The organism is Haloferula helveola, assembly GCF_037076345.1.
Lineage (GTDB): Bacteria > Verrucomicrobiota > Verrucomicrobiia > Verrucomicrobiales > Akkermansiaceae > Haloferula > Haloferula helveola.
On the sequence record NZ_AP024702.1, the window covers coordinates 1,503,903 to 1,528,346 of the forward strand.

A 24,444-nucleotide genomic window follows, 5' to 3' on the forward strand; every position below is an offset into this window, starting at 1 on the left:
AGCCTGCACGTAAGCGCGAATTGGCCGAGTGGCTCAAGGCTGCCTATTCGATCAGTCCGAGTCGTGCGTGCAGGCTGTCGGGGTTGGTGCGATCGGGTTATTACCGGCGGCCGAAAGGCAATCCCTACAATCAAGTGCTTGCGAAGCGAATCCGGGAGATCTCGGCGATGCGCGTGCGCTTCGGCTTCCCGCGGTCTCAGAACAGGGGAAGTCTACACGGGAAACCGCACATCAACCACTCGGACCCGCGAACATTCGAAGAATCCTGCCCACTGTGCCCGTGGTCGACGGCCCAATTGAGGCTCCAGCTAGCTCCTACGCGTAACCAAGGGCCTTCAAACTCGGAGAAAGAACCTCAATCGCGGGGCCGAGGTAATCCTGATAGTTCTCCCAGCGTCCCGCCGCCTTGCGGTGAACCTTCTCGGTGACGGCATCTGCCGAAGGAGAGCGCACCACCCGTTGTCCCGCATGCTTGTCGAAGTTCACCACGTCATCGCTCCAACCCAACCCAAGGAAGCCCAGCGAACGTTTCACGTTGCCCTTGAGATCGGACACCAAGTCCTCGTAACGGATTTCACAGAGCGTTTCCTGCAGATGCTCTCTCAGCTCCGCCCAAGCCATCAGGAGGTGATTCACCTCCGCGGCAGCATCCGTTAAGGTCAAAAAGTTTCCGGTGACCAGATCGGGCGGGAAAAACGCCTGCATGAAGCAGCTCAGAACCACATCACGCGGATCACGGAGCATCACGAGCAGTTTGGCCTCCGGGAACAGCCGCAAGAAGGACGGCGCTAGGAAAGTCAGCGACGGATTCTTATCGATCAAAAGCCGATCGCCCACCTTTTCCTGGAGACACCGTTCCGCGGCATCAAGGTAACCTTGACGGTAGGAGACCAGATTCTCCGGCTCACACGCGTCCATCGCATCCACGATGCTCGCTCGCGCCGGCAACCCCTTCATCACCTTGCAGTAGAAACAGACCGAAAAATTCTCAGTCTCCTCGATCGACACTGCGTCGGAGTGCGCATCCAGCGACTGTTCAAGCAGGGTCGTCCCCGATCGCGGATGCCCTCCCAACAGGGCGATTCTCTTCGGCTCTCCCAATCCACCCGCAGCGGCATTCCACTCATCGAGCTTCTTACGATCGAACTCCCGGATGAAGTCAGACAGCTGCGCGCGAACCTTGATCCGATTCGATACCAGCGCGTCACGAACACCCATCATCGGTTGCTTCGCCTCGATCAAGGCCTCCATGGCACCGGCGAAATCGCCCGCCTTGTCCCGCATCTTGCCGAGCTGGTAGGCAACTTTCACCCGAAACTCACCCTCGGCGCCGTCCATCAGGTCATTGAGCTCATCAAGACAGTTCTCGACGTCACTCTCATTCAGCTTGCACCACAACAGTCTCGCACTTTTGTCGTGTGGGAGGTCCTCTAGCACCTGTTCGACCAACTCGGCGGCTTCAGCCTTGCATCGGGTGAACCGAAAGTGCTCGGCAAGTGCCAGTTTGGCATCCGCCAGATCGTCCAGCGCGTGCCTCCCTCGGCTGGCCGCAGCGGCCTCGACCGCCCGCTTTAGGAATTCGGCCGCGACGCTCGGATCGAAAAACTCTTTCGCAGTCTTCCCGGCCTCGGCGAGTGCCAGCACGCGCTGCTCCTTGGGCGACCGCCTGACGGCCTCATCCAAAACCCGGATGGCGTCATCGTGCTGGTAGCGAAGTCCGTATACCCGAGCCAACTGGAAGTAGGCGTTGGTCGACCGGGGATTGAGCACCAGCACCTTCTCAAGCACCTCCACACACTTGTCCAAATCCCGGGAAGCCCACGCGACCTGGAACTCGTGCTCCCTGAGCCGGAGGGCATTGTATGCCAGACCGGGCTTGGGCTTACGCTCATTCTTCATAAACAGAACTTGGGATTCTGGACTCCAACCGGACCACCGGAAGCCAAGGACCATTGGCGTATCGACCGCCTGCCGCCCCCTGGCAATCCTTGGCCAAGCCAGCGCTTACCATCGGATCAACGGAACAAAGCTTCCCTTCTCATCCGTCGGCATCGGGATATCAGGTTGCTTCTGAATATCCACCATCTGGGCTCCAAACGGGAGTTCACCCATCCCCTGCGGCTGTCGGCAGAAGAAGGCGCACTTGGCCCCGAATGCGAGCCGCGACAAATCATCGGGAGAAGCCAACTCAACCGTCGGCACCTTGAATGAGACACCCACCGCCTTTACGAACGGATCGAGGTCAAGGTGCCAGTTGGTAACATTGAGAGCAAGAATCCCATCGGGCTTAAGCATCTTGAAGTACAGCTCAAAAGCCTCACGGGTACTCAAGTGATACGGAAGGCTGTCACCGGCAAAGGCGTCGATGACAATGACGTCGTAGGGCTCCACCCCTTCCGCAAGTTCCCTCTCCAACCCCTTGCGAGCGTCCTCACAAACGAGATCAACTTCCGCCGGACAGCCGCTGACGTAGGTGAACAGATCCGGATTCTCGGCGATTTCCAGCACTTCCGGACTGATTTCGTAGCACCGGTAGTAGTCCCCTTCACGCCCGTAGGCGAGCATCACGCCCACACCAAGACCTACGAGGTTGACACGCATCGGCTCCTTCTTCTCCCACTTCGGATGGGCGATTACCCCGAAGCCCATCTTCTCGGGAGTGAAATAAGCCGTCGGCCACCGTTCCCGTCCGGGAATCAATGCCTGGATCCCGTGCAGGGTGGATCCATGGATGAACTCGTGGACTGAGCCATCGCCGCCCGAAGCCCTCGCTTTGACCTCAGTGACCTGAACGGTGCCGTAGAAGCCCCGGTCTCTCCATATCGTCGGGCGATCTTCCTCAGTGGGTAGGAACGAAATGAGACTGAGCCCGAGTGCCCCAAGAGCGGGCGCGGCTCCGATCCATCGGAAGTGCCCCCACTTCTTGGACGACGCGATGAACCAGATCATCACCACAGCGAGGCCTGCGATGGCAACGGGATACTCGGCCACCGTGGTGAAAATGAGTGGCACGACAATCGATGCGATCAAGCCCCCGATGGCGCCACCCAACGCGTTGAACAGGTAGTAGAGGCTCAACTTTCCGGCTGCGGGCCGGATCGCATACAGCCACGAGTGAAGGAAGGTGCACCCGAAAAGACAGAGCCCCGCACCCGAAACCAGCTGCATCCCAAAGGCTCCCGGCTCCGGGCCTTTACTCACTACATAGCCGGCAAACCCGACAAAACCGAGGGCCACCCAAAGAAGCAATGAAAGCAAACGGTGCCCAAAACCGGAGAATCCGATCACATAGCTGAGCAGGAACAACCCAAGTAGGGCCGTCCACAGGAGCGGCAGTGGGATCACGTCGAGTGTCAGGTAGGACGTTACCGCATTGAGCAGAAACACCGAGAGTGAGGGAAGAGCCAACCACAGAACCTTCTTGTCAACGTACGCATTTGATTCGGAAGCACTCCCGGCCTCATCAGCCTCCGGCCCGACTGAGTCGGAAGGAGCGAGACTTTCGGCGAGGCGAACTCTTCGGCCCATGACGGTCAGCAGAGCCGCGTAAACGACAATCAGCCCCGAGAACCCCCACCACTGAGCGGTCAAGGAAACGTAGGGTTCGAAGACGAAGGGATAAGCAAACAAACCCAGGAACGAGCCCAAATTCGAAACCGCATAGAGCCGATAGACGTTCTTGCTACCTGTCCGTGCCAGCCACGCCTGCACCAACGTCGAACCGGAAGACAACATTACGTACGGGAGGCCGGCAAACAGCAGCACACAAAACAGCACTTCCCATCTCGGCATTCCCGACTTCCCGAGCATCGGGAACAGATTGGGCCTCAGTATCGCAAACCCCAGGGTCCAGAGAATCGCAACCACCAACGTCACCCGATGCAACGTCATCTGGCGAGCTGTCGACTGCCGCCCGAGAAGGTGGGCATAGAGATAACCCAACAGCAGCAAGGTCTGGAATGCCGCCAGGCAGACGGTCCACACCGCTGCACTACCACCGAACGCGGGCAGCAATGTCCGTCCCAGCATAGGCTGCACTGCGAAGAGAAGAAATGAACCAAATAATACGGTAAGGGTGGCCGAACGGGCAGCATTCATTGTGGTGCAGAGACTTGATTAGAACTCCTCATTAGCCCAGCAAGTAAATCAATTGATTCCGGAGGAACCGCCGGAACTCAGGACGCCCTCAAACGGTCTAACAGGTGGATCCACTGCGCGGGATCCAAATCGAATTTCGGGGGAAGCGGTGGTCCAACTGTTTGCGGCTTCGTTGAAGCAAACACCCCCTTCGGTACGCCTCGGATCGAGAGACCTCCGTCCAGGCAAAAAAAAGGAAGCGAGCCAAATGGCTCGCTTCCTGTAAGTAGTTTAGTTGACTGCCTAAGGCATCAGGGGCGGCGGCGGCGAAGGAGACCGATCACACCGAATGCACCCAGAAGCGCAACTGCCGGTTCAGGAACCGGGTTGGCAGTGTTGAGGACGTAGGAACCACCGTAAGCGGCATTGACGCCACCAGTGGTGAAGGTGCCGAGGCGGATCGCCCAGTCATCGAACGCAGCACCACCAAACTGGATGGAACCACTATTCGGAATCGCAGCGTCAGCCTTGAACTGGAAGTCACCAGCGAGTGCACCCGTGGCTTCATAAACACCGTTGATATTCGCTCCATCGGTAACCCAGAGCCAGATATTTTGGCCGCCAACGCCATCAGCATCAGTAAACGAGATAGCAGAGGAAGTGCCGAAATACCCATTGTAGTTGGAAACCGCAGCGGTGCCGAGATTCAGGCTGCCAACTTCCGTGAAGCTGGAGTTGATGCTCGCAAAGGTCGCCGTGGTAGTGAGAGCGGGCCCAGTGTAGACACCAACACGAACAGTGAACCCCGAACCAGAGGAGAGGGTATTTGCAGCGTTAGGATCAACAGTGACATCAAGATCGAGAATAGAATCGATCGAGATTGTCGCGGCGTGGGCCGCGCCAGTCAGCGCGAGAACCAAGGCGGCATTGGTCAAAGTTAGTTTCATCTAATTTTCTTTTGTGTTTGGACGTGCGTAGTGGAGCTTGGAGTGACTGAACAGATTATGGTGCGACGGTGACTTCCGGCACCGACCACTCGAAGGAATCGTTACCACCGCGACGAATCAACAGGAGCGCACCAGTCGAGGGGAACTCATAGTTCGCGGGGTCAAGGATACCTGCGTCGTCCGAGACCCAACCCGGTGTGCCCTTGGTCGGAACACGGTAGTAGAAGGTCGTGTAGGAGTTGGTCGCAGCATCGAAGACAAGGATGTTGTCAGAGGCCGACGCGGTCGCGGCTCCAAGCAGACCGGTGGCCGCGTCACCAGTGTAGAGACCGGAGTTCGCAGGCGTGAGCTGTTCAACCGGATGCTGGGTTGCGAGGATGTTCAGCGTGTCAGCACCGAGATCACCCTGAACCAAGATGTTACCTGGGCCGGTCTTGAGGGAGCCCTCGATGACGAGTTCGCCATCGCCAACCTGCTTGCGCTGGAGGACAAGGCCATCATTCGGGTGGATCGCATACGATGCCGGATCCAGAATCGTGCCGTCGTCCGATGCCCAACCTGGCGTGCCCTTGGTCGGAACACGGTAGTAGAAGGTCGTGTAGGTATTGGTGGTCGGATCGTAAATCTGGACCGTATCGGCAGAAGCTGCAGTTGCACCGCTACCAAGGGTCGTCGCGGCCGGCGGGTTACCGAACAGCGAGGCCATCGTGTAGGTTTCCCATACGCGGTAGCCAGCACCAGCGCCAGCGCCCGAGAGGTCGTCGGCGGTATAGATCTTGGCCGGCGTGTCGGTCGTGGAAGTGATCCAGGAAAGAACGCCAACGTGAGCGGCGCCGCTCGTAATTTCGAGAACGTGGCTGAAAACCGCACCGTTCACATAATCACCGGCGGTCCATGCACCGTCGCTATCCTCAAGGAAGTCGCCACCGCCATCGCTACCGAAGGTAACACCGGTGCCGTCGTCAACCAATGCCGGGCCGTTCGGGAGGAGGCCTTGGTTACCGATCTGAAGCTTGGAAGGGGAACCACCGCCCGTGCCCGGAATCGGCACGGTCATGTAGCCCACGGGGTCGGTTACAGCCGCTTGGGCTGCGATCGTTGAGACTGCGCAAATCAGCGCGTAGGAGGTAATTGGTTTCATGACGTGTTTGGATTTAGGTTTGGTGCTCCGGGGCGTCGAGAAAAAATTGCGGAAACTCTGCAACACGGGCGCTGCTTGACCGAAATTTACCCCGAAAGCTCGGATGTTGGGTAGCAGGTAGCACAAATTGGGGACATCGGGCAAGGGGTATTTTGATTCGTTAGATAACAATTTCTAATAAGAAGCCAAAAAATGCCGTTGAGCGCCGCTTCGCGTCGTAGTTTTCGACTTTCACAGCGCAATTTGTCCCTCAATCGTCTTTGCCCGACGTGTCCAAGGACCAGTTCCGTCGTGGAAGCAGATGGCCAGAACTTCCGGTTCGGCCTGCGAACCGGGGGCTGAGTTGCTCCACTTCGGGAAAACGGCATTGGGTGAAGGTTCAAGCTGGAAGTCCGGTCGCAGCTATGGATTCTCCGGGCCGCCATGCCTGAAAGCTCGAAGAATTCTCCCGCCCCGGTGATTGTCGGAGGCACCATCGCGATTGACCACGTCAAGACCCCCGGCTCGGAGGGAACCGATCTTTTGGGCGGCTCCGCCGCTTATGCAGCGCTCTCGGCGACCTTCTTTGCGTCCGACGTCCGACTCATCGGCATCGTCGGACACGATTTCCCGGCCGCTCATCTCAGCATGCTTGAGTCCCGCGGAGTGAATCTCGGTGGAGTCGAGCGTTCGGAGGGCGCTTCTTTCACTTGGAGCGGTGAGTACATGGAGAACATGAACGAGCGGGTCACCCACCAGGTCGGGCTCAATGTGCTCGAAAGCTGGGAGGTCAAGGTTCCGACGGAACTCGCCGATGCGCCAATCGTCGTTCTCGCCAACATGTCGCCCGACAACCAGATGCAGATGCTGGCTGGATGTGGTGCCGAGAATCGTTTCGTGATCGCGGACACGATGGACCTCTGGATCGAAATCGCCAACGAGCGGCTCCACGAAGTGCTCCGACAACTCGACCTGTTCGTGATCAACGAAAGTGAGGCCCGCGAGTTCGCCGGAACATCAAACCTCATCGAAGCGGGCAGGCTCCTGCTCGGCAAAGGCCCGAAGTTCGTGGTGATCAAATTGGGAGAGTTCGGTGCGATGCTGTTCTCGGCCGCGGGCGGGACCACGACCGTTCCCTGTCCGGACTCCTTCTTCCGATGCGCGGCATTTCCCCTGCGAGGCATCGCCGACCCAACTGGAGCGGGCGATAGCTTCCTGGGAGGTCTTGCCGGATATCTCGCCGCGCACGCCGGCGGCGATTACTCATTCAAGAACATCCGCAAGGCGGTGGTCTACGGCTCCGTCCTTGCATCGTTCACCTGTGAAGCGTTTTCCACCCAACGGCTCGAGGGTATCTCCACTTCGGATGTCGAAGCACGACTCGAAGCGTTTCGCGCCATGACCGCCTGGTGAAGCGGATGATGGATCAGATCAGCTGCCGGTGATCTGCAGCCTCGCTTGGCGAACGGCCGATGAGACATCGGATGCCGTAAGAAGATCCGACACGATGACCACGCGTCGCGCCCCGGCGGAAATCACATCCTCGAGATTCGCTCGCTTGATTCCCCCGATGCAGAAGACGGGAATCTTCATGCCGACCGATTGCTCGACACCCTCCACATTTTCCAGACCGATGCCGGGGCGACCCTTTTTGGTGGGTGTGGGAAAAAGCGGGCCGAAGCCGATGTAATCGAATCCATCTTCCAATGCCTGCTTCGCTTGGGTGGGAGAATGCGTCGAGCGACCCAGCAACCGGTCCGGCCCGATCCGTTTACGGGCCTCTTCAAGACTTCCGTCATCCTGTCCCAGATGCAGTCCATCCGCATCAAGCTCCACAGCGAGGCTTGGGTGATCATTGACGATGAAGGGCACCCCGGCATCCCGGCATATCGGCCGGGTCCTTTTACCAAATTCGAGGATCCGCTCCTCGGAATGCCCCTTCGCCCGTAGCTGGAGCACATCCGCACCACCCTCCAGAAGGGCCCTAGTTACCTCTTCGATCTTCGGCTCGGGGACGTAGCCGAGATCGAGGATCGCATACAGGCGGGCGCCGGAGAGATCGGGAACCACAACCTGCCCCTCAGAGCTTTTTCTCCTCGAGGAATCTGCCCACCCAGCCGATGTCATAATTGCCGGACTGGAAGTCGGGATGATCGAGGATCTCCTGCTGAAACGGAATCGTGGTCTTGATGCCCCGGATCATGAACTCACCAAGCGCACGCTTCATGCGCGCGATCGCGATCTCGCGGGTGGCAGCGGTCACGATCAGCTTGGCGATCATCGAATCATAGTGGGGCGGAACCGAATACCCGGAGTAAACATGGGTATCGACGCGGACACCCTTCCCGCCCGGTGCGTACCACAGATCGATGTGGCCGGGACTTGGCGCGAAGTTGTTGTAGGGGTCCTCCGCATTGATCCGGCACTCGATCGAGTGGCCGCGCGGGGAGGCGTTGAGGACGTGTTGGGAAAGCGGTTCACCTGCGGCGATCCGGATCTGCTCCTTGATCAGCTCGCAGCCCATTACCTCCTCGGTCACGGGATGCTCCACCTGGATGCGGGTGTTCATCTCCATGAAGTAGAAATTCTCCGCCTTGTCATCGACGAGGTATTCGATCGTGCCGGCATTCTCGTAACCGATCGCCTTGATCAAATTGACCGATGCCTCCGCCATCCGGGCGCGGAGCTCCGGAGTGAGCAGCGGCGAGGGACACTCCTCGATGATCTTCTGGTTGCGGCGCTGCATCGAACAGTCACGCTCGCCGAGTTGGAGGAAGTTCCCGTGCTGGTCGGCAATGATCTGGAATTCCACGTGGTGGGGATTCAGGACCAGCTTTTCAAGATAGCAGTCGCCGTTACCGAACGCTGCGAGGGCCTCGTTGGAGGCCGCGCTGAAGAGCTTGAGGAACTCGCCTTCCTCGAAACACGGACGCATTCCGCGCCCGCCCCCGCCGGCGGTGGCCTTGATCATCACCGGGAATCCGATGCGCTTCGCTTCCTCGAGCGCGGCGGCCGGATCGATGATGATCTCGGTGCCCGGCGTGATCGGCACTCCGTTTTCGATGGCGGTTGCCCGTGCGGTGGCCTTGTCGCCCATCTTCGTGATCACTTCTGCCGAAGGACCGATGAAGCGGACGTTGCAACTCTGGCAGATCTCGGCAAAGCGGGCGTTCTCCGAAAGGAAGCCATACCCGGGGTGGATCGCCTCCGCTTCGGTGATCTCCGCCGCGGCAATGATCCGGTCGGCCTTCAGGTAGCTGTCCTTGCCGGCTGCCTTGCCGATGCAAACCGCCTCGTCGGCGAGCTGGACATGCATCGAATCGACATCCGCCTCAGAATAAACCGCGACCGATTCGACACCGAGTTCGCGGCAGGCACGGATGATCCTGAGGGCGATTTCGCCGCGGTTGGCGACCAGAACGCGCTTGAACATCTGGGTATGGGAAGAGAACTGGGACCGCTTCGTCCGACTCCGCGAACGAAGGTCCTGAGGGGTTACTTGATGCGGAAGAGGTCGTCGCCGAACTGGACCGGGGTTCCGTCCTCGGCAACGACCGAAACGATGGTGCCCGAGCGCTCTGCCTTGATCTCGTTCATCACCTTCATGGCTTCGATGATGCACAGGGTCTGGCCTTCGCTGACCGCATCACCGACCGCGACGAACGGGGCGGCGTCGGGCGACGGCTTGCTGTAGAATGTACCAACCATCGGTGAGGAGATCGCCTCGCCTTCCTGAGCCGGGGCGGCGGGCGCCGCAGCGGCGGCAGGCGCGGCTGCGGAGGGAGCCGCGGGAGCCGGAGCGGCAGCGACCGGAGCAGCGGTCGGGACCATCGACATCAGGCTACTGATGGTATCGAGGTCCGGGCCTTTCTTGAGCTTCAGGTGGAAGTCATCCTTCGACATGTCGAAGTATGTCAGCCCGTGCTCGTTCATGAGTTCGACGATCTTGCGGATTTCTTTGAGTTCCACGGCGATGAAAGCGGTTGGGAAGCGGTGGAGGCGCACCGCGCGCCTCGTTTGTGAAGGCTAGGGATTCGCGGGAAAACGCGTCAAGCGGTATCCCGGTCGCCGACTCCGGAATCCGGGGACAAATCGGCTTGCCAGCCGGAGCCCGGGCCGCTGGCTAGGGGGCGTGACGAAACCCTCATCGGCGCCGCGCCCGCCCGAAGCCTGCGAATTCATGCCGGCGGACTACTTTTGCCGCGTGGAAAAGACCGAGATCTTCGATCGGCCGGGGCCGCTGGAAGTCGATCTCGGATGCGGTGACGGATCCTTTCTTCTCGCGATGGCAAGCCATCACCCGGATCGCAATTTTCTCGGGGTCGAGCGGCTGCTCGGCCGGGTCAGAAAGGTTTGCAAGCGGGCCCAGCGCGATGGACTCGAAAACCTCAAGGTGCTGCGGCTGGAGAGTCGCTACACCATCGAGTGGCTGCTCGGGGCCGGCTCGGTATCCCGCCTGCATCTCCTGTGTCCCGATCCGTGGCCGAAAGCCCGGCATCACCGCCGGCGCCTGATTCAGGAGGATTTCCTGGAGGCGGTGCTGAACGTCCTCGAACCGGGAGGAGAGTTCCTCTTCAAGACCGACCACGACGAGTATTTCGAGTGGGCGGTCGAAAAGGTGGATGCCTTCGGCCGCTTCGAGCGCCTGGACTGGCCGGACGACGCGTTTTTCTACCCGAAGACCGATTTCCAGATCCTCTGGGAAAGCGAAGGCAAGCGCCTGCAGGGCCTTCGGCTGCGGAAACCGGCCTGAAACCGACCCGGCAATTCAGCGGGTGAGTTGAAGCACGCGGCCGTCGAGGAATCCTCGAAGTTCGATGCCGCCGTCCATCGGTGTCACCACGACCGCCCCGCTCTCGCCTTGATGGAAGACCGCCACCCCGGCGGACTCGCACGACTTTCTCCAAGAGTCGGGGATTCTTTCCTCCGGAGGGAATTCCGCGTGGCTCGCGATCACGGCTTTTGCGCCCGTCGCCCTGAGGAACGGCCCGCCAAGCGAAAGGTCATGGGCGTGGCGGCCGGCAACGATCACATCGGCCCGCAGATCGGCCCCGGATTCCAGCATCGCTCGTTCCGTGGCCCAGCCTGCATCCGCCACGAAGAGAATCCGCCAACTCCGCCAATTTAGCCGCACGGGCATGACCCTCTCGTCGGCAATCTGGTGCCAGTTCCAAGAATCGGGTTGATGCAGCACTTCCAAACGAGCACCTTCAGCGAGCGGGTAGATCGCATCCTTTCCTCCCAGCACCAATGGCACCTCGCGGGCTTCCGCAGCGACCAGCAGATCACGGTAGTTGGAGCTCAGTGCCCTTTGGACCGGCACCAATCCGCGTCGGACCGGAAAGGCGTCCATCGCCTCCACCAAACCCCCGACGTGCCCGCCGTCGGGATGTGTGGCCACCAGCGAGTCGGGACGCAGCGCCATTTCCCTCAAGGACGGCAGCACGACGCGTTCGAAATTCCACTGCCCTCCCCCATCGATCAGCAGCGACGAACCACCGCCGTGCCAGCAGGCGGCCCCGTCATCTCCCAGATCGTAGACGATCAGAAACTCGTCCCCGGGTCTCCCGTGTGGCACCGAGAAATGACCACCGGGCACGTTTTGCCCCGCTTTCGCGATCGAAAGGGCAATGCCGGCCAGCTGCGCATTGGCCAGGTTGAGCCACTCGCTCAGCTTCGGCAGTGGTGAGCAGGCCGCCGCCATGAGCGCGATTCCAAGCAATGGCAGGACCACCAAAGAGAGGACCACGCTCGCGACCACTGAAACCGGAGTGACGATCCCGAAATGCCAAGCCGTCAGCGGAGCGGACCCTAGCCAGGCGGAGCCCGAGACCGTGAACAAATCCGCGGAGCGCTGCCGGATCCGTAAGCCCCCTTCCCGCCATCGTCCGTAAAGTGATCGAGGCAGGTAAGGTTCGGGTCGCGCGATCCACGAAAAGAGGCGGGATACCGGCCGGTGAAGAAGTCCGATCGCGGCGACGACCCCGAACGACAACTGAACGCCGACGCTGAAGATGCGGTCGGCATCGAGAAGGACGACCAGCAAAGCCGCGAGCCCGAGCGCATTGGCAAGATCCGGCCTGCGGCGGAACCAGAATGCACCCAGCACGACCGCCGCCATCCATGCAGCACGCATCGCGGGAGGTTTCATTCCGGTCAGCCATGCATAGCCGAACATCATCAGCACGAGCGGGATCAATGCCGCCTGCCGGGGAATGCCGAGCGACCGCATCAGCAACCACCCGAGCAGCCCGACCATCCCGACATGAAGTCCGCTGACCGCAAAAACGTGCAGCGTGCCGCTCAGCCGAAACGGCTCGATCAGCACGTCATCCCCGGGGTGCTCTCCGAGAACCACCGCGCGAATGACCGCCGCCTCCCGCGACTGCGGATCAAGCCCACGTGTCACCGCATTCCGGAAGCCCTCACGAATCGTCTGTCCGAAGATCGCCCCGGGATCCGGTTCCCTCACCACCGACACCCTGCCATCCATTTCCGCAAAGACCCCTTTGCGGTCGAGCCAGGGACGGACGTCGAACTCTCCCGGATTGCGCGGAGGCTGCGGCGGCTTCAGCACGCCCTTGGCCTCCACAACTGCGCCCTTCCCCGGCGGATTCCCCAGCGCACGGAGCCGGACTTTGCCCTCGGTTCCCCGCTCCTCGCAGACCGCCGACCAAAAGCGCCCGTGGGCTTGCGGCTGCTCGATCAACGTGAGCGTCAGCTCGCCGTAGCGACCGTCGCCCAACGCATCGCGCCTCTCCCTCCGATCCGAGACATCCCTCAGGTGCAGGGTGCCTGCGACCAACGCCACAACCGCACCGGCTCCGAGCAACCGCCAACAACCGGCGGCACCAACGACGCCCGCGATCGAGACTAACAGCGCCAGCCCGACGATCCACGCACCGTCCGCGACCAATACTCCGGCCACGGCAAGCACCGCCACCCAGAGCAGGGGCCGACGCCCGGTCGACTTCTGAACCGCGTTACGCCACGCCCCACTCCTGCAACTTGTGGCGGGCATTCGCCGAGTGGCGGGTTTCGGGGAACTGGTCGATCACCTGCTGCATGATCATCGAGGCCGACATCCGGTCCTGCAGCGATTCGTCGTAGATCTCCGCCAACCGGAACATCAGGAACGCGGCGTCGTTCTGGAGCCATTCCTGGCCCTCGATCGCCTCGCGCAAGGTCGCCACCGCGGCGTGCGGATCCTTGAGCTGGTCGCGCTGGACCTTCGCGATTTCGACCCATGGCAGACGGTTCATCGGGTCAGCCGCAGCGGCATCACGAAACGCGGCCACCGCCTCGTCGTATTCACCCTGCGCCAGCTTGGCACGGGCATCGTGCATCGGATCCTCCTCGACCTCCTCCGCGCTGTCGTAGACCGCATGGGTCATCCGGTGCGCGATCGCCGGCAGCAGGTCGAACACGAAGATCACACCCACCAATCCGGCGGTGAGGAAAGCCATCAGGATTCCGGTAAGCGTCTTGCTGCTGTCGAGACTCTCGATCTGGTCGCGCATCGACGGGATCTTCTCCATCTCGTCCTGATAGCCGCGCTCTTCGATCGCCGCGATCTCTCGCTCGATCTCCTCCTGCTTGCCCTTGTCCTTGTTCATGAAGAACAGCCATCCGGCGGCAAGCGCGGCGCCGAGCACCACATAAATGATCCACTTCATGTCCCCCGCTATCTAGCAGCGACCGGATAGCCCGGGAAAAGGAAAAACGTGCCGATTCGGCGGCATCAGACCCGACGGGCGGCGCGACCTTCGTCGATCAGCTTCCAGAAGTGCTTCGACTCGGCCAATTCCTCATCCTCGGCAAGAGGGATCTTCGAGCGGAATACGAAGTCGGAGAACGTGCCCTTGTGCAGCAGGCGGTGGACGATCACCGAGCCGTCCTTGACCTCGAAATACAGGCGCCAGTCCCGCGCCCGGAAACGGTAGAGGGTTTTGCCGTCCCGCTCGATCTTGCCGAAGCGCTCCCCGTCGATGTTCTCCAGATCCTGCTGCGTCACCTTGAACTCATCCAGCAGGTCAAGCTGCTCGAGGGTATCGAGCTGCGAGATCTCGGCCGCGCTGATTTCGTTGAAGACGATCTGGAACACGCCCGGGACGGTAGGGTTCAGGTTTCAGGTGCCAAGTTTCAAGTTCGCGGCTCAATCGCCATCCAACGGGTCCGGACATCGGTCACGCAGCCGGCAACGACCGCAGAATTCGCCGAGAAACAGATCGTCCGCCCAGCCCATCAGCCGCCGCACGTCGTCGCGTTCGTCGGTCACGAATCCGGCCTCGAAATTCCGCCGGTCCGGATGCTTCGCGCCCATCCCGGCACCCGTGAGGTTCGGGGAGCCGACGAAGGCCCGCCTGCCATCGACAATCACGGCCTTGGTGTGCACCCGAGGACAAAGCGCCCGCTCGAAAAGATCGCTCTCCACCAGCACCGGATAGCGGTCGAAGTCCTCCCGGAACCTCGGCCCCGGCTCCTTGGCGTGGATCAGCCGCACCGCCACACCGGCTTCGACCAGGTCGGCGAGCACCGACAGGAACGGGAGCGACCGCTTCCCGCGGACCACGTGCAGGTCCTTGATGTCCGCGGTCACGATCCAAACGAAGCGTTCCGCCCCACCGACCATCTCCTCGATGACTCGATCGTAGATTTCCTCGTTCAGCAGCAACTCTCGCACGACCCCTTGTCGCAGCTTTGCCGGGACTTGGGGAGGCCGGCTTTCGGGTGTGCGGAAGGTCGCGCCGACGCCGTACCTTTTCTGCCTCGACACCCCGTGGCCCAAGCAGCAGCCTCCGCCCAGATGAACTTCATCCTCCGCGGCCTGCTTGATCTGCCCGCCCTCCTTCTAGGGCTGGCCACCCGCTGAGTTTTCCCTTTCCCTACCGCCGTTTTTCCGGCCGCCGCACTTTCCGCGGCACCCGTTCTTCTATTTTCCTGCTCTTTGCTCCCAGCTCTCTGCTTCCGACCATGAACCCATCCGCCATCTCGAAATACCGGCCGTTTCCGCCGGTCTCCCTGCCCGACCGCACTTGGCCGGACCAGGTGATCGACCACGCCCCGATCTGGTGCTCCGTCGACCTGCGCGACGGCAACCAGGCGCTTCCCCAACCGATGTCGATCGAGGAGAAGCTCGAGTTCTTCGACCTGCTGTGCCGCGTCGGCTTCAAGCAGATCGAGATCGGCTTCCCTTCCGCCGCCGACACCGAATTCAATTTCTGCCGACGTCTCATCGAGGAGAACCGCATCCCTGACGACGTCACGATCCAGATCCTCGTCCAGACCCGCGAGCACCTGATCCGCCGCTCGTTCGAGGCGATCAATGGCGCCAAACGGGCCATCGTCCACATTTACAACTCGACCTCGCCGCTGCAGCGCCGGGTGACCTTCGGCGATGCCTCGCGCGACGAAATCCGCGACATCGCGGTCGAGGGCGCGCGCCTCGTGAAGGAACTGGTCCCGACCGTTCCGGACACCGAGGTCGTCCTGCAGTATTCCCCGGAGTCGTTCTCCGATACCGAACTCGATTTCGCTGTCGAGTGCTGCAACGCGGTCATCGAGGTCTGGCAGCCGACGCCGGAGAAGAAGATGATCGTCAACCTGCCGGACACCGTCCAGTGGGCAACTCCCAACGTCCATGCCGACCAAATCGAGTGGATGTGCCGCAACCTCAGCCGTCGTGACTGCCTGTGGGTCTCGCTGCACACCCACAACGACCGCGGAACCGGCACCGCCGCCACCGAGCTCGGCCTGATGGCCGGCGCCGACCGGGTCGAAGGAACCCTGTTCGGCAATGGCGAGCGCACCGGCAACCTCGACATCGTCAACGTCGCGCTGAACATGAACAGCCACGGCATTCCGACCGGGCTCGACTTCTCCGACCTGCCGTCGCTGCGGGCCGTCTACGAACGCGTGACCCGCATGACCGTGCCGGAAAGGCAACCCTACGCCGGCGAGCTTGTGTTCACCGCCTTCTCCGGGTCGCACCAGGACGCGATCAAGAAAGGCCTCGACCGCCGCGAGCGGGAGCTCAAGGAGAACGCCGGCCTCCCCTGGGGAGTGCCCTACCTGACCATCGATCCGCAGGACATCGGTCGTTCCTACGAAGCCATCATCCGCATCAACTCGCAGTCCGGAAAGGGTGGCGTGGCCTACATCCTCGATCGCGAGCATGGCCTCGACCTGCCGAAGACCATGCACCCGCAGGTCGGCAAGACGATCTACGACCTTGCGGACAAGCGCGGCAAGGAGCTCTCGGCCGACGAGATCCGCGACGCGTTTTACGAACTGTTCGCCAACGTCGAGACGCACCTCGCGGTCAGCGACTACGAACTCGTCCACCACACGTCGGAGAAGGGTCGCGTCGACTGCACCGCGACCATCGTGCTCGACGGCGAGGAAAAGAAGATCGAGGGGCTCGGCAACGGTCCGATCAACGCCTTCGTCCACGCCCTCGAGAATGCCGGACTGAAGGACATCAAAGTGACCGACTACCGTTCCCACGCCGTGCGGGGTGGCTCCGACGCGAGTGCCGCCGCCTATGTCCAGCTCCAGCACGACGACGGGCGCATCCTGTGGGGCTGTGGCATCGATTCGTCGATCGAGATGGCCGGCCTGAAGGCGCTGGTCACCGCTTGGAACCTGCTGAGATAAACTTCGTTTTGGCATGAAGCGCCTCCTCGCCATCCTGTTCGTCTCCGCTTGTTCCCTCCAAGCCGAGCGGCCGGAACTGGAGTGGGCGGTCGAGGCCGCGGGTGATCCGTCGGAGATGCAGGAGATTCGCGCGGTCTGGACCGACGAGTCCACCTGCATGGTTCTGAGAAAGAGCGCCCTGCTGGGGCTCTACCAAGTCAGTGAACGGAAAACCCTCTGGGAGAAGGCCTTCGACGGCAATGTCGAGGGCTTCTGCGTCGGAGCCGCGTCGGCATGGGTGGTCAACGACATCCCGGGAAAAGACCGGGCGCTGCTCAAGATTGCCCCGAAGGACGGGTCCGTCGAGGAACGGATCCCGACGTCCGCCACCTTGAAGCGTTTCGGAGTGAAGCTTTCTCTCCCCTCCGCTCTCGAGTGGGTTCCGGGACAGAACGTGCTCGCAATCGAGGAAGTGGAGAACCGCCGTTCGAATCTGCACTTCGTGGACCCGGAAAAGTCGAAGAAACCGGTGATGGCGGAACTGGTGGGATACTTCTGGAACACGTCATCGATGCAACGAGGGGCCGCCTACGTCCACCACGGCGTCATCTACCGCATCGACGCCCGCTCCGGCACCCACGAAACGGTCTGGGACACGGGGCTCGGTGAGGGAGGCGAAGACTACCCCGCCCTTTGCGATTACGCAGTCACGCCGGACGGAGGCTTCGCCGCCATTGTCGACAAGGGTGGCTGGAGCTCCGGTTTCGACCTGAGCTGCCGGGAAGGGAAAGACGGCGAGATCCGGAAAGTCACCTCGGATCTCGAAGTGGGACTGGTCAAGATCGACATGCCTCGCCGGAGGATCATCCGCGTCTCACGCGACAAACCCACTGTCCGGGTCCTCGACTTCCAGATGCGATCGGTGGGAGAGCCGTCCGAACGGATACCCCACAACTGCTGGCACGCCTCGATCTCGCCGTCAGGCAATCGGGTCGCACTCATCGATGCCGCCGGCGCGATCCTGTTCTTCCGACTTCCGGAGCAAGGCTGACCTCACCGGCCCGGGGTCGTCGCGCAGACTCCCTCCCCGCACTTCTCCACCTCCATCCGGTGCAGTTCCTCGCGGACCTGCCGGTCCTTCCTGCGGAAAAAGACCTTGCTCAGAGCGTGGCGATTGGCCGCAAGCACACGACACGCGTGGATGGCCACAGGGAGCAACCCGGGGCCCGCCAGGCGGCGGGCCGCCCGCTGATGATTGGCGCAGCTGAAGAGGCACCAAACCCACGCCTCCGCACCGCGGAAGATCTCGCCCCCGCTCGTCCGGACCACCATCTCCCGCGCGGGATCCAGGGTTCCCAGGCCCGGAAACACCTTCTCCGCGTAGTCGGCCTGATACGGGATGAAGGAGATCGGAAACGCCCTCGGCTGCCGGTTGATCCACTCGTGGAAGGTGCAGCACATTCCGCATCGCCCGTCGTAGTAAACCTCAATGCCTTCGACTCGATCCTGCAATTTCATGATCTCTCCTTTCTGTATTTTCAGAATTATCTGAAACTTTTGGAAAGAAAAGAGAAATCGTTCGATCCGTGTTCCCGCAGGCATCGCGACGACCCGCGATCGACATGCCCGGCGCCCTATCCTTCCAGCACGCCCTGCGCCTTCAGCTGCTTCTCGGCCGCCTCCGCCCATCCCCGGTTGGCGGCCGGAGATGCCGGAGACGGATGCAGCACCCTGCCGACGGTGGCGGTGCTAGAGACTACCTCCGCGGCGGTCGCCAGTTTGGCCTCGGCGTAGGCACCGACGCCGATCAGATACTGGGGCCGTAGTATTTCGAGCAGCTTGGCGAGATGCTCCATACAGGCATCCTCGACAGGTTCCATTTCGGAAGACGGCAACTTGTCGGGCGTGATGTTCGCGCCGGTTTCGCCCATCCAGACAAGCGGGCAGTAGTTCGCGACGAAGTGCCCGGCGAAGAAGTCTTCGGCCTGCGGATACTTTTCCGCGAAGTAGCCCCACAGCCTGCGGCCGCTCACTTCCGAACGCTGGCAGGCGAAGCCCTCGATCCTTCTCTTCGGGTGTTCGGGGTCCGGCTTCCCCACCGGTTCGTCGATCCCCATCCAGTCCTTGACCGCGGGAATTTCACCGAAGGGCACGCCGGTCTGGGCCATCCCCCACGGTCCGGGATTCATGCCGAGGAACAGCACCCGCTTCGGCCCCTTCCCGAAGCGCTTCAGATAGGCCTCGTGAGGCTTCCTGGCGTAGTCGGTCGGAAGGTAAACATGACTTGCTGTGGAAAAGGAAAGCGGGCGCAGCCTTTCGGTCAGCGCCCGCGAGATTTCGATCAACCGCCGGCTCACGCCCTCAGTCAAGCGGTCGGCCGGGAAACGATCAATCCCTTGATCAACGGCGCCGGCGCACACCGAACAACAGTGCGATGCCGGCAATGCCCAGAATCGCCGTTCCAGGCTCGGGCACCGTGGAGACACTGGCTGCCGTGAAGTTCAGGCTGTCGGCATTGACCGTAACTGACGTGTTGGGATTCACACTCTGGTTGTCGCCATTCGTGGTACCGGTGAGGGTAAAGGTGTAGGATCCCGCGTTCGTAAGCTGGAAGGCTTGGGTCGGGATGGACTGGTTCACCAGATTCTCGGTGTCCGAGGCGTTGCTTCCCACCGAACCGGAAAGCGCCCCGACCAGTCCTCCGGGACCGACGACGTTCCAGGTGATCTGGCCGTTCAGCCCGTCTTCGACGAGGTCGTAGCTGAAATCGAAGATCACGTTGGCCGCCTGGCCCGTCTCAACTTCGAAGAGGATCGTGTAGGTGAAAGACGAGGTCACGTTCGGCGTCGGGGTTCCACCACCGCTGGGCGAAGCGATCGATGCTGTCGCGAACGGGCTGGGCGAGCCCGGCTCGGAATAGGTGAAACTGACCGGAGTGGCATCGTTCAGGTTCAGGGCGGTCGCCACGGCGTTCACCGAGCGGCCGTTGCCGTTTCCGAAGTTCTGCGTGGTTGGTGGAGTGGTGTCGGTTGACGCACCGACGGTCGTTGAAGCCACATTGGTGGCACTGGATGTAATCACGACGGCCTGCGCCATGGGCGCAGCGCAGACGACAGCCGCAAGGGCGGCAGAACGGGCGTTCATGTTCTTTGAGGGAGTTTGGGGTGTCCGGGGACAGTGGGGATACAGCAAAACTCCGACCAAGTTGCGCGACGAAATGCGATTTCTGGCGAAAGTGTAACGCTGTGGAGTCGGAGGCTCAGCGCGCCAGAGAAGACATGGCCCACACGCCTTTCCGGGATTGTCGCGCGATTTCCTGTAAGCGCCCCAAACGTGACTCCTGCTCCCTTTCCGAACGTTGTCCCGGAACCGAAGCGCCTTTCGTATGGATACGCACCAGCCCTTCCCTCACCAGACGTTCGTGCAGCCACTCGCCATCGGGACAAACGACAAAAGCATGAAACCTGCGATCACCGAACGGGTCGTCCCACTCGGTGAAGACCGTGAAGGGATCCTGCGACAACCATTCCTCGACTTCCGCCTTCGCCAGTCGCCCGATCTCCACCGCCTCTTCCGCGGTGACTCCCAGGTCCGACGCCTGCTCGGCGATCCGTTCCCGGTTCGTCCGACCGCCGCCATAGGTCCGGAACTCCGATTCCGGAGCATCGACGAAGTAGAGCCGGAGTTCTTCAATCCGGCCATCCGGCAGCCTCACCTTGAAGCTGTCGCCATCATTCCGATCGTGCCCGATCCACCTGCATCCGTCGATCTGCTCGAAGTTGCCCACCCGTGCCGAGCTGTCGCCGGGTGACTCTTTCCAGAAATCCCGCAACAGACCCGGCTTCCATCGTTCGATGCCCCAGAGCAGCAACGCGACCACCAGCAGTGTGGCAAACTGCCACCCCTGACCCTTCGCTCGGATGGCCATGGTTCAGAGTCCGTGGAACCCCTTGTATTCCGGACAGGTGCCGATCGGAACCGCCTGCTTGCCCCACTCCCGGTTAAGCCGCCGGTACTTGTTGATGAAGTCGGTCGGGTCGGCCCAGTTGGTGTAGTTGGCGGCCACGCTGTTCCGGTGCATACCGATGTAGATGTTGTGGCGGATTTCGAAGTGCAGGTGGGCCGCATACATCCCGCGGTTGGTCCCGATGGTGCCGATCTTGTCGCCCCGCTTCACCTGCTGGCCGACCTTGGCATACATGTCGTTGAGGTGCCCGTAGAGCGAATCGCAGTAGCGGACCTGACCGGTCTTCGGATCGCGATAGGCATGTCGGATGATCACCACGTTGCCCCAGCCGCTCCTGACATCATACGCCCAGACCACCACGCCATTGGCCGTCGCATACACCGGATCCCGCAGGTCGGTGTTGCCGCCCCCGCGTCCGTTCCAGTCCTCGCCGAAGTGAGTCGGGGAGCGCAGGCGGAGGCCGCGGGCCTTGTAGTAGCCCTCGGCGTTCGGCTTCCCGACGGGAAAATCGAATCCGTCGGCGATTGCAACCCGCACGGTCTTCCCGGCCACCGCCGGCCCCACGCACAGGCATGCGAAACCGACCATGATCAGCCGGCGAAGCCACGTGAGGGTTTGAGAGAGCATCGTCCCCCAGTCCAAGCCCGCTGCGGCTCCCGGGCAAGAGAAAATCAGGCCGTTCCGAAGCCGTGGAAATCAACAAGAATCAGCGCGCCGACGGCAATGCCGATCGCAATCCGGTACCAACCGAAGACGGCCAATCCGCGGCGGTTGAGGTAGCCGACCATCCACTTTACCGCCAAGGCGGCGGAAACGGTGGCCGCAATGACCCCGACCAGCAGGGGCACGAAACCGTAGCTGTCCCACATCAGAAGCGCTCCACCGCCCCACGCGTCGTAGCGCTCGCCCAGTCCATCGATCTTCCAAACCGCTTTCTTCGCGGTCGCCGCGCTCAGCGTGATTAGCCCGAGCAGGAAGGAAAACTCCACGGCGGCGGCCAAGCGCAGGCCGACCAACACGCCGCCGAGGATCGTCATCAGGCTGCGGCTCGTGCCAGGCCACATCGCCACGCACTGCGCGAAGCCGACCACCAGCGCCATTTTCCACGTAATCTCCGCCAGATCGACGCCCTCGGAGCCGCCTCCGCGCTTCATCCAGCGCGATACGAAAAGAATCGCGACTCCTCCGACGAGCCACGCGCCCACCACCGGCTTCAGGCCGAAAAGCCGTTCTTCGATGGCGTCATTGAGCCACAGGCCGATCACTGCCGCGGGGAGGAATCCCGCGATCAGCGAGACGATCAGCTTCAGCCCTTCCGAATCTCTTCCGAGCAATCCGAGAATCATCTGTCGAACCCGCGGCCAGTAGAGTCCGAGCACTGCGAGGATGGCACCGGCCTGGATGCAGATCGCGAAGCAGTCCGCTGCCTGCTTTTCCTGACCTTCGAGTCCGATGCCCATGAACCTCTGCGCCACGATCAGGTGCCCGGTTGAACTGACCGGAAGGTACTCGGTCAGGCCTTCGACGATTCCGAGGATGAGCGCTTGGAGGGGGTTCATCTCGGACTCGCCCGCTCCGGCACCGGGTGTTCCGGTGGCGAGAAGAGACAGGGAGTCGAGAAGGCTAAGAATACTTACCGGGATCCAGTTCATGGTGGGTCGGGCGGACGCAGCATGTCGGCTCCATCGCCCTCGGCAAGGGATTTGCCATTGATTCGCACGCCGGTCGGGCGGATGGTGCGCCATGCCGTCCCGCATGTGGAAAGTCCGATATCTCCGCCTCGTGCGGAAGGTCCATCGGCTGATGCGGCACCGGCGGCTGCGCAACTGGCAATGGTGGCAGGCCATCCGCGCCCGGCTGCTCGACCGGCGGCTCTGGCAACCCTGCCGCGACACTGTCGCCGGAGGGATTTCGGTCGGCCTTTTCTTCGCCATGATGCCGATGCCGATGCAGACGCTCGCGTCGGCCGCCATCGCCACCCGGGCGCGCGTCAACATTCCCTTTGCGGTGGCATCCTGTTTCGTCAGCAACCCGCTGACCGAGCCCTTCATTCGCGTCGCCCAGTACCGGATGGGAGGGTGGCTAAGGGAAAACCTCGGCGTCACCATCCCGCGCATCGGCAATCTGCCGCAAGGCGTGGCCGATTTCATCATCGGCTTCCTCCTGATGGGAATCTTCCTCGCCTTCGTCGCCTATCCGCTGGTGCACCTTTTCTCGGCTTTACTGCCGAATCACCTGCCGATCCGGCCGGCGGTCATGAAGCCGAAGGCCCGAAGCTCCGCGAATTGACCTTGCCGCCGCCGAGCGGCGCTCCGAGGCGAGGTTCGACTTTCACATCCGGGAAAACGAAGCGGTCGCCCGCAATTCGGTCCGCACGCCGGACAGCCGCATAGACCAGCATCGCCACCAGCAGCATGCCGGCCAGCAGGCCAAGCCCCAGAATGAGCACGTGTCCGCGCCGGGGTCCCGCGTCGGGCTCCTCCGACAACGCAAGATCCAGTTCGTCGAGCAGCACTTCGATAAAGGTCTCCGCGTCCTGCATCGATCCCGCACGCATCGGCGGCAGTTCGGCAAGCCGGTTGCGGATCGCAATCCGGTCCTGGGGTGAAACCGCCGCCGGCCCGAGCACCGGAACCTCGTCACCGCTTTCGGTCAGCACCGTCCGGACTTCCTGCCATCCGAGTTCCCATTTGCCACCGTCCATTTCCATCACCACCACCATGCCCGGTTCCTCGCCGAGCCACTCGTCGCGCAACCGGATCGCCTGCCCGAACGGGGTGGTTCCGATCAGGCTGCCATGACACGCGACCTCGAGCCGGAAGCCGGTGCGGTCGGAGAATTCGGTGAGGCGCTGCGACAGGGCCGCGAGACGCTCCGGCTCTGAGGCAAAGATCCGGGCCTCATCAAGGATGTGCCCTTCGGGGGATGGAGGAAGTTCCGCTGCCGTCGCAAACGGCGCGAGCGCGAGAACCACCATGGAAATCAACCACCTCACCCGTGGCATCCTCCGGCCCCGGGGCGTTCCTGACAAGCCCGCCCTCAGGACTTCTTCGACTCCGCCCGCCAGCCGGAGATGAAAAGCAGCACGGCAGCAATGCAGATGCACGAGTCCGCGACATTGAACGACGGCCAGTGCCCGCCGCTCGACGGAACGATCTTGTCGTAGAGCGGCAGCTTCACATCGATGAAATCGACCACGTAGCCGGCCTTCAGCCGCTCCCACAATGGCGCGCCTTTCATGTAGCCGAGCAGAGAACCCTGAACGAGCCGGTCGGTCAGATTGCCGACGATCCCGCAGACCAGCAGCGACACCGCGAGGATACCCGTCTTTCCGACGAAGAAGCCCTTCTTCAGTCCGAGAGTGATCAACGTGAAGGCCGCGATCGAAATGAACGGGAAAACCAGGGGCGCCCACTCGGTCCCGTTGCCCATGCCGAAAGCCACTCCCTGATTGTGGACCCGGACCCAGTTGAGGAAGCCGGGAATCACCTCGATCGGCGGGTCCTGCGTGTGGTTCCAGCCTTCGGGAGGATCGCTGAAGGTCCGGATCACCCAGAACTTCGTGACCTGATCGAGAACATACAGCGGCAAGGTCACTCCCAGCAACCACGGCCAGAGCTTCACCTTCTTCCCGCCTGCCGCAGGCTGCTGATCGTCACTTTTCACTTCCTGCTTCTCACTCGGAACTCCGGGCACAG

The 24,444-nt window shown here is 61.8% G+C and carries 24 protein-coding genes; 5 read left to right on the forward strand and 19 right to left on the reverse strand.

Features of this window, described 5'->3' with window-relative positions:
* Positions 1 to 315: 315 nt before the first annotated feature.
* The 4 genes from HAHE_RS05275 to HAHE_RS05290 all read right to left on the reverse strand — a co-directional run bounded on the left by HAHE_RS05275 (position 316) and on the right by HAHE_RS05290 (position 6,165).
* On the reverse strand, positions 316 to 1,953 hold the full coding sequence (locus tag HAHE_RS05275) for a tetratricopeptide repeat-containing sulfotransferase family protein (RefSeq protein ID WP_338689184.1): 1,638 nt from the start codon (positions 1,951 to 1,953) through the stop codon (positions 316 to 318).
* 51 nt (positions 1,954 to 2,004) lie between these two features.
* Positions 2,005 to 4,098 carry a fused MFS/spermidine synthase gene (locus HAHE_RS05280; RefSeq protein ID WP_338689185.1) on the reverse strand — a complete coding sequence of 698 codons (2,094 nt, stop codon included), beginning with the start codon at positions 4,096 to 4,098 and terminating at the stop codon, positions 2,005 to 2,007.
* A 290-nt stretch (positions 4,099 to 4,388) separates the two neighbouring features.
* The gene (locus tag HAHE_RS05285; RefSeq protein WP_338689187.1) at positions 4,389 to 5,024 is read right to left on the reverse strand and encodes a PEP-CTERM sorting domain-containing protein; all 636 of its coding nucleotides are present in this window, start codon (positions 5,022 to 5,024) and stop codon (positions 4,389 to 4,391) included.
* Between the two features lie 55 nt (positions 5,025 to 5,079).
* Positions 5,080 to 6,165, reverse strand: coding sequence for a hypothetical protein (locus tag HAHE_RS05290; RefSeq protein WP_338689188.1), 1,086 nt, complete (start codon positions 6,163 to 6,165; stop codon positions 5,080 to 5,082).
* Positions 6,166 to 6,588: 423 nt separating this feature from the next.
* Between HAHE_RS05290 and HAHE_RS05295 the strand changes: the two genes are divergently transcribed.
* Positions 6,589 to 7,557 carry a PfkB family carbohydrate kinase gene (locus HAHE_RS05295; protein WP_338689189.1) on the forward strand — a complete coding sequence of 323 codons (969 nt, stop codon included), beginning with the start codon at positions 6,589 to 6,591 and terminating at the stop codon, positions 7,555 to 7,557.
* An 18-nt stretch (positions 7,558 to 7,575) separates the two neighbouring features.
* On the opposite strand, the gene thiE is transcribed toward HAHE_RS05295, so the two are convergent.
* The 3 genes from thiE to accB form a co-directional block, all read right to left on the reverse strand.
* Complete coding sequence (gene thiE / locus HAHE_RS05300; protein ID WP_338689190.1) at positions 7,576 to 8,214, reverse strand: thiamine phosphate synthase; 639 nt, start codon at positions 8,212 to 8,214, stop codon at positions 7,576 to 7,578.
* 10 nt (positions 8,215 to 8,224) lie between these two features.
* On the reverse strand, positions 8,225 to 9,577 hold the full coding sequence (accC, locus tag HAHE_RS05305; RefSeq protein WP_338689192.1) for an acetyl-CoA carboxylase biotin carboxylase subunit: 1,353 nt from the start codon (positions 9,575 to 9,577) through the stop codon (positions 8,225 to 8,227).
* A 62-nt stretch (positions 9,578 to 9,639) separates the two neighbouring features.
* On the reverse strand, positions 9,640 to 10,113 hold the full coding sequence (gene accB, locus HAHE_RS05310) for an acetyl-CoA carboxylase biotin carboxyl carrier protein (protein ID WP_338689194.1): 474 nt from the start codon (positions 10,111 to 10,113) through the stop codon (positions 9,640 to 9,642).
* A gap of 163 nt (positions 10,114 to 10,276) precedes the next feature.
* Here accB and trmB point away from each other — a divergent pair, with 163 nt between their 5' ends.
* Positions 10,277 to 10,897, forward strand: a complete 621-nt coding sequence (gene trmB / locus HAHE_RS05315) for a tRNA (guanosine(46)-N7)-methyltransferase TrmB (RefSeq protein ID WP_338689195.1) — start codon at positions 10,277 to 10,279, stop codon at positions 10,895 to 10,897.
* 15 nt (positions 10,898 to 10,912) lie between these two features.
* Here trmB and HAHE_RS05320 read toward each other — a convergent pair whose 3' ends face one another.
* The 4 genes from HAHE_RS05320 to HAHE_RS05335 all read right to left on the reverse strand — a co-directional run bounded on the left by HAHE_RS05320 (position 10,913) and on the right by HAHE_RS05335 (position 14,827).
* Complete coding sequence (locus HAHE_RS05320; protein ID WP_338689196.1) at positions 10,913 to 13,165, reverse strand: ComEC/Rec2 family competence protein; 2,253 nt, start codon at positions 13,163 to 13,165, stop codon at positions 10,913 to 10,915.
* A complete protein-coding gene (locus HAHE_RS05325; RefSeq protein WP_338689198.1) occupies positions 13,128 to 13,820 on the reverse strand; it encodes a tetratricopeptide repeat protein in 693 nt (230 codons plus the stop codon). Before HAHE_RS05325 ends, HAHE_RS05320 begins: the two co-directional genes overlap by 38 nt.
* Positions 13,821 to 13,885: 65 nt before the next feature.
* A complete protein-coding gene (locus HAHE_RS05330) occupies positions 13,886 to 14,248 on the reverse strand; it encodes a hypothetical protein (protein ID WP_338689200.1) in 363 nt (120 codons plus the stop codon).
* A gap of 51 nt (positions 14,249 to 14,299) precedes the next feature.
* A complete protein-coding gene (locus tag HAHE_RS05335) occupies positions 14,300 to 14,827 on the reverse strand; it encodes a phospholipase D-like domain-containing protein (RefSeq protein WP_338689202.1) in 528 nt (175 codons plus the stop codon).
* A 290-nt stretch (positions 14,828 to 15,117) separates the two neighbouring features.
* On the opposite strand from HAHE_RS05335, the gene leuA reads away from it, so the two are divergent.
* Positions 15,118 to 16,800, forward strand: coding sequence for a 2-isopropylmalate synthase (leuA, locus tag HAHE_RS05340; RefSeq protein ID WP_338689204.1), 1,683 nt, complete (start codon positions 15,118 to 15,120; stop codon positions 16,798 to 16,800).
* A gap of 13 nt (positions 16,801 to 16,813) precedes the next feature.
* Positions 16,814 to 17,830 (forward strand): hypothetical protein, encoded by a 1,017-nt coding sequence (locus HAHE_RS05345; RefSeq protein ID WP_338689205.1) that lies wholly within the window; start codon positions 16,814 to 16,816, stop codon positions 17,828 to 17,830.
* Positions 17,831 to 17,832: 2 nt separating this feature from the next.
* Here the strand turns inward: HAHE_RS05345 and HAHE_RS05350 are convergent, their stop codons facing one another.
* The 6 genes from HAHE_RS05350 to HAHE_RS05375 form a co-directional block, all read right to left on the reverse strand.
* Positions 17,833 to 18,297, reverse strand: a complete 465-nt coding sequence (locus HAHE_RS05350) for a thiol-disulfide oxidoreductase DCC family protein (RefSeq protein WP_338689206.1) — start codon at positions 18,295 to 18,297, stop codon at positions 17,833 to 17,835.
* Between the two features lie 116 nt (positions 18,298 to 18,413).
* Positions 18,414 to 19,136: a uracil-DNA glycosylase family protein gene (locus HAHE_RS05355; protein ID WP_338689207.1), complete on the reverse strand. Its 723-nt coding sequence runs from the start codon at positions 19,134 to 19,136 to the stop codon at positions 18,414 to 18,416.
* A 43-nt stretch (positions 19,137 to 19,179) separates the two neighbouring features.
* Positions 19,180 to 19,923 carry a PEP-CTERM sorting domain-containing protein gene (locus HAHE_RS05360; protein ID WP_338689208.1) on the reverse strand — a complete coding sequence of 248 codons (744 nt, stop codon included), beginning with the start codon at positions 19,921 to 19,923 and terminating at the stop codon, positions 19,180 to 19,182.
* A 115-nt stretch (positions 19,924 to 20,038) separates the two neighbouring features.
* Positions 20,039 to 20,707 (reverse strand): thermonuclease family protein, encoded by a 669-nt coding sequence (locus HAHE_RS05365; RefSeq protein WP_338689209.1) that lies wholly within the window; start codon positions 20,705 to 20,707, stop codon positions 20,039 to 20,041.
* 3 nt (positions 20,708 to 20,710) lie between these two features.
* Positions 20,711 to 21,373, reverse strand: a complete 663-nt coding sequence (locus HAHE_RS05370; protein WP_338689210.1) for a M23 family metallopeptidase — start codon at positions 21,371 to 21,373, stop codon at positions 20,711 to 20,713.
* A 44-nt stretch (positions 21,374 to 21,417) separates the two neighbouring features.
* The gene (locus tag HAHE_RS05375) at positions 21,418 to 22,398 is read right to left on the reverse strand and encodes an undecaprenyl-diphosphate phosphatase (protein WP_338689211.1); all 981 of its coding nucleotides are present in this window, start codon (positions 22,396 to 22,398) and stop codon (positions 21,418 to 21,420) included.
* Between the two features lie 151 nt (positions 22,399 to 22,549).
* On the opposite strand from HAHE_RS05375, the gene HAHE_RS05380 reads away from it, so the two are divergent.
* On the forward strand, positions 22,550 to 23,035 hold the full coding sequence (locus tag HAHE_RS05380; protein ID WP_338689213.1) for a DUF2062 domain-containing protein: 486 nt from the start codon (positions 22,550 to 22,552) through the stop codon (positions 23,033 to 23,035).
* Here HAHE_RS05380 and HAHE_RS05385 read toward each other — a convergent pair.
* Both HAHE_RS05385 and HAHE_RS05390 read right to left on the reverse strand, forming a co-directional pair.
* A complete protein-coding gene (locus HAHE_RS05385; protein ID WP_338689215.1) occupies positions 23,001 to 23,723 on the reverse strand; it encodes a TPM domain-containing protein in 723 nt (240 codons plus the stop codon). The two genes, HAHE_RS05380 and HAHE_RS05385, sit on opposite strands and share 35 nt — an antisense overlap.
* A 62-nt stretch (positions 23,724 to 23,785) precedes the next feature.
* Positions 23,786 to 24,412, reverse strand: a complete 627-nt coding sequence (locus tag HAHE_RS05390) for a signal peptidase II (RefSeq protein ID WP_338689217.1) — start codon at positions 24,410 to 24,412, stop codon at positions 23,786 to 23,788.
* Positions 24,413 to 24,444 lie beyond the last annotated feature (32 nt).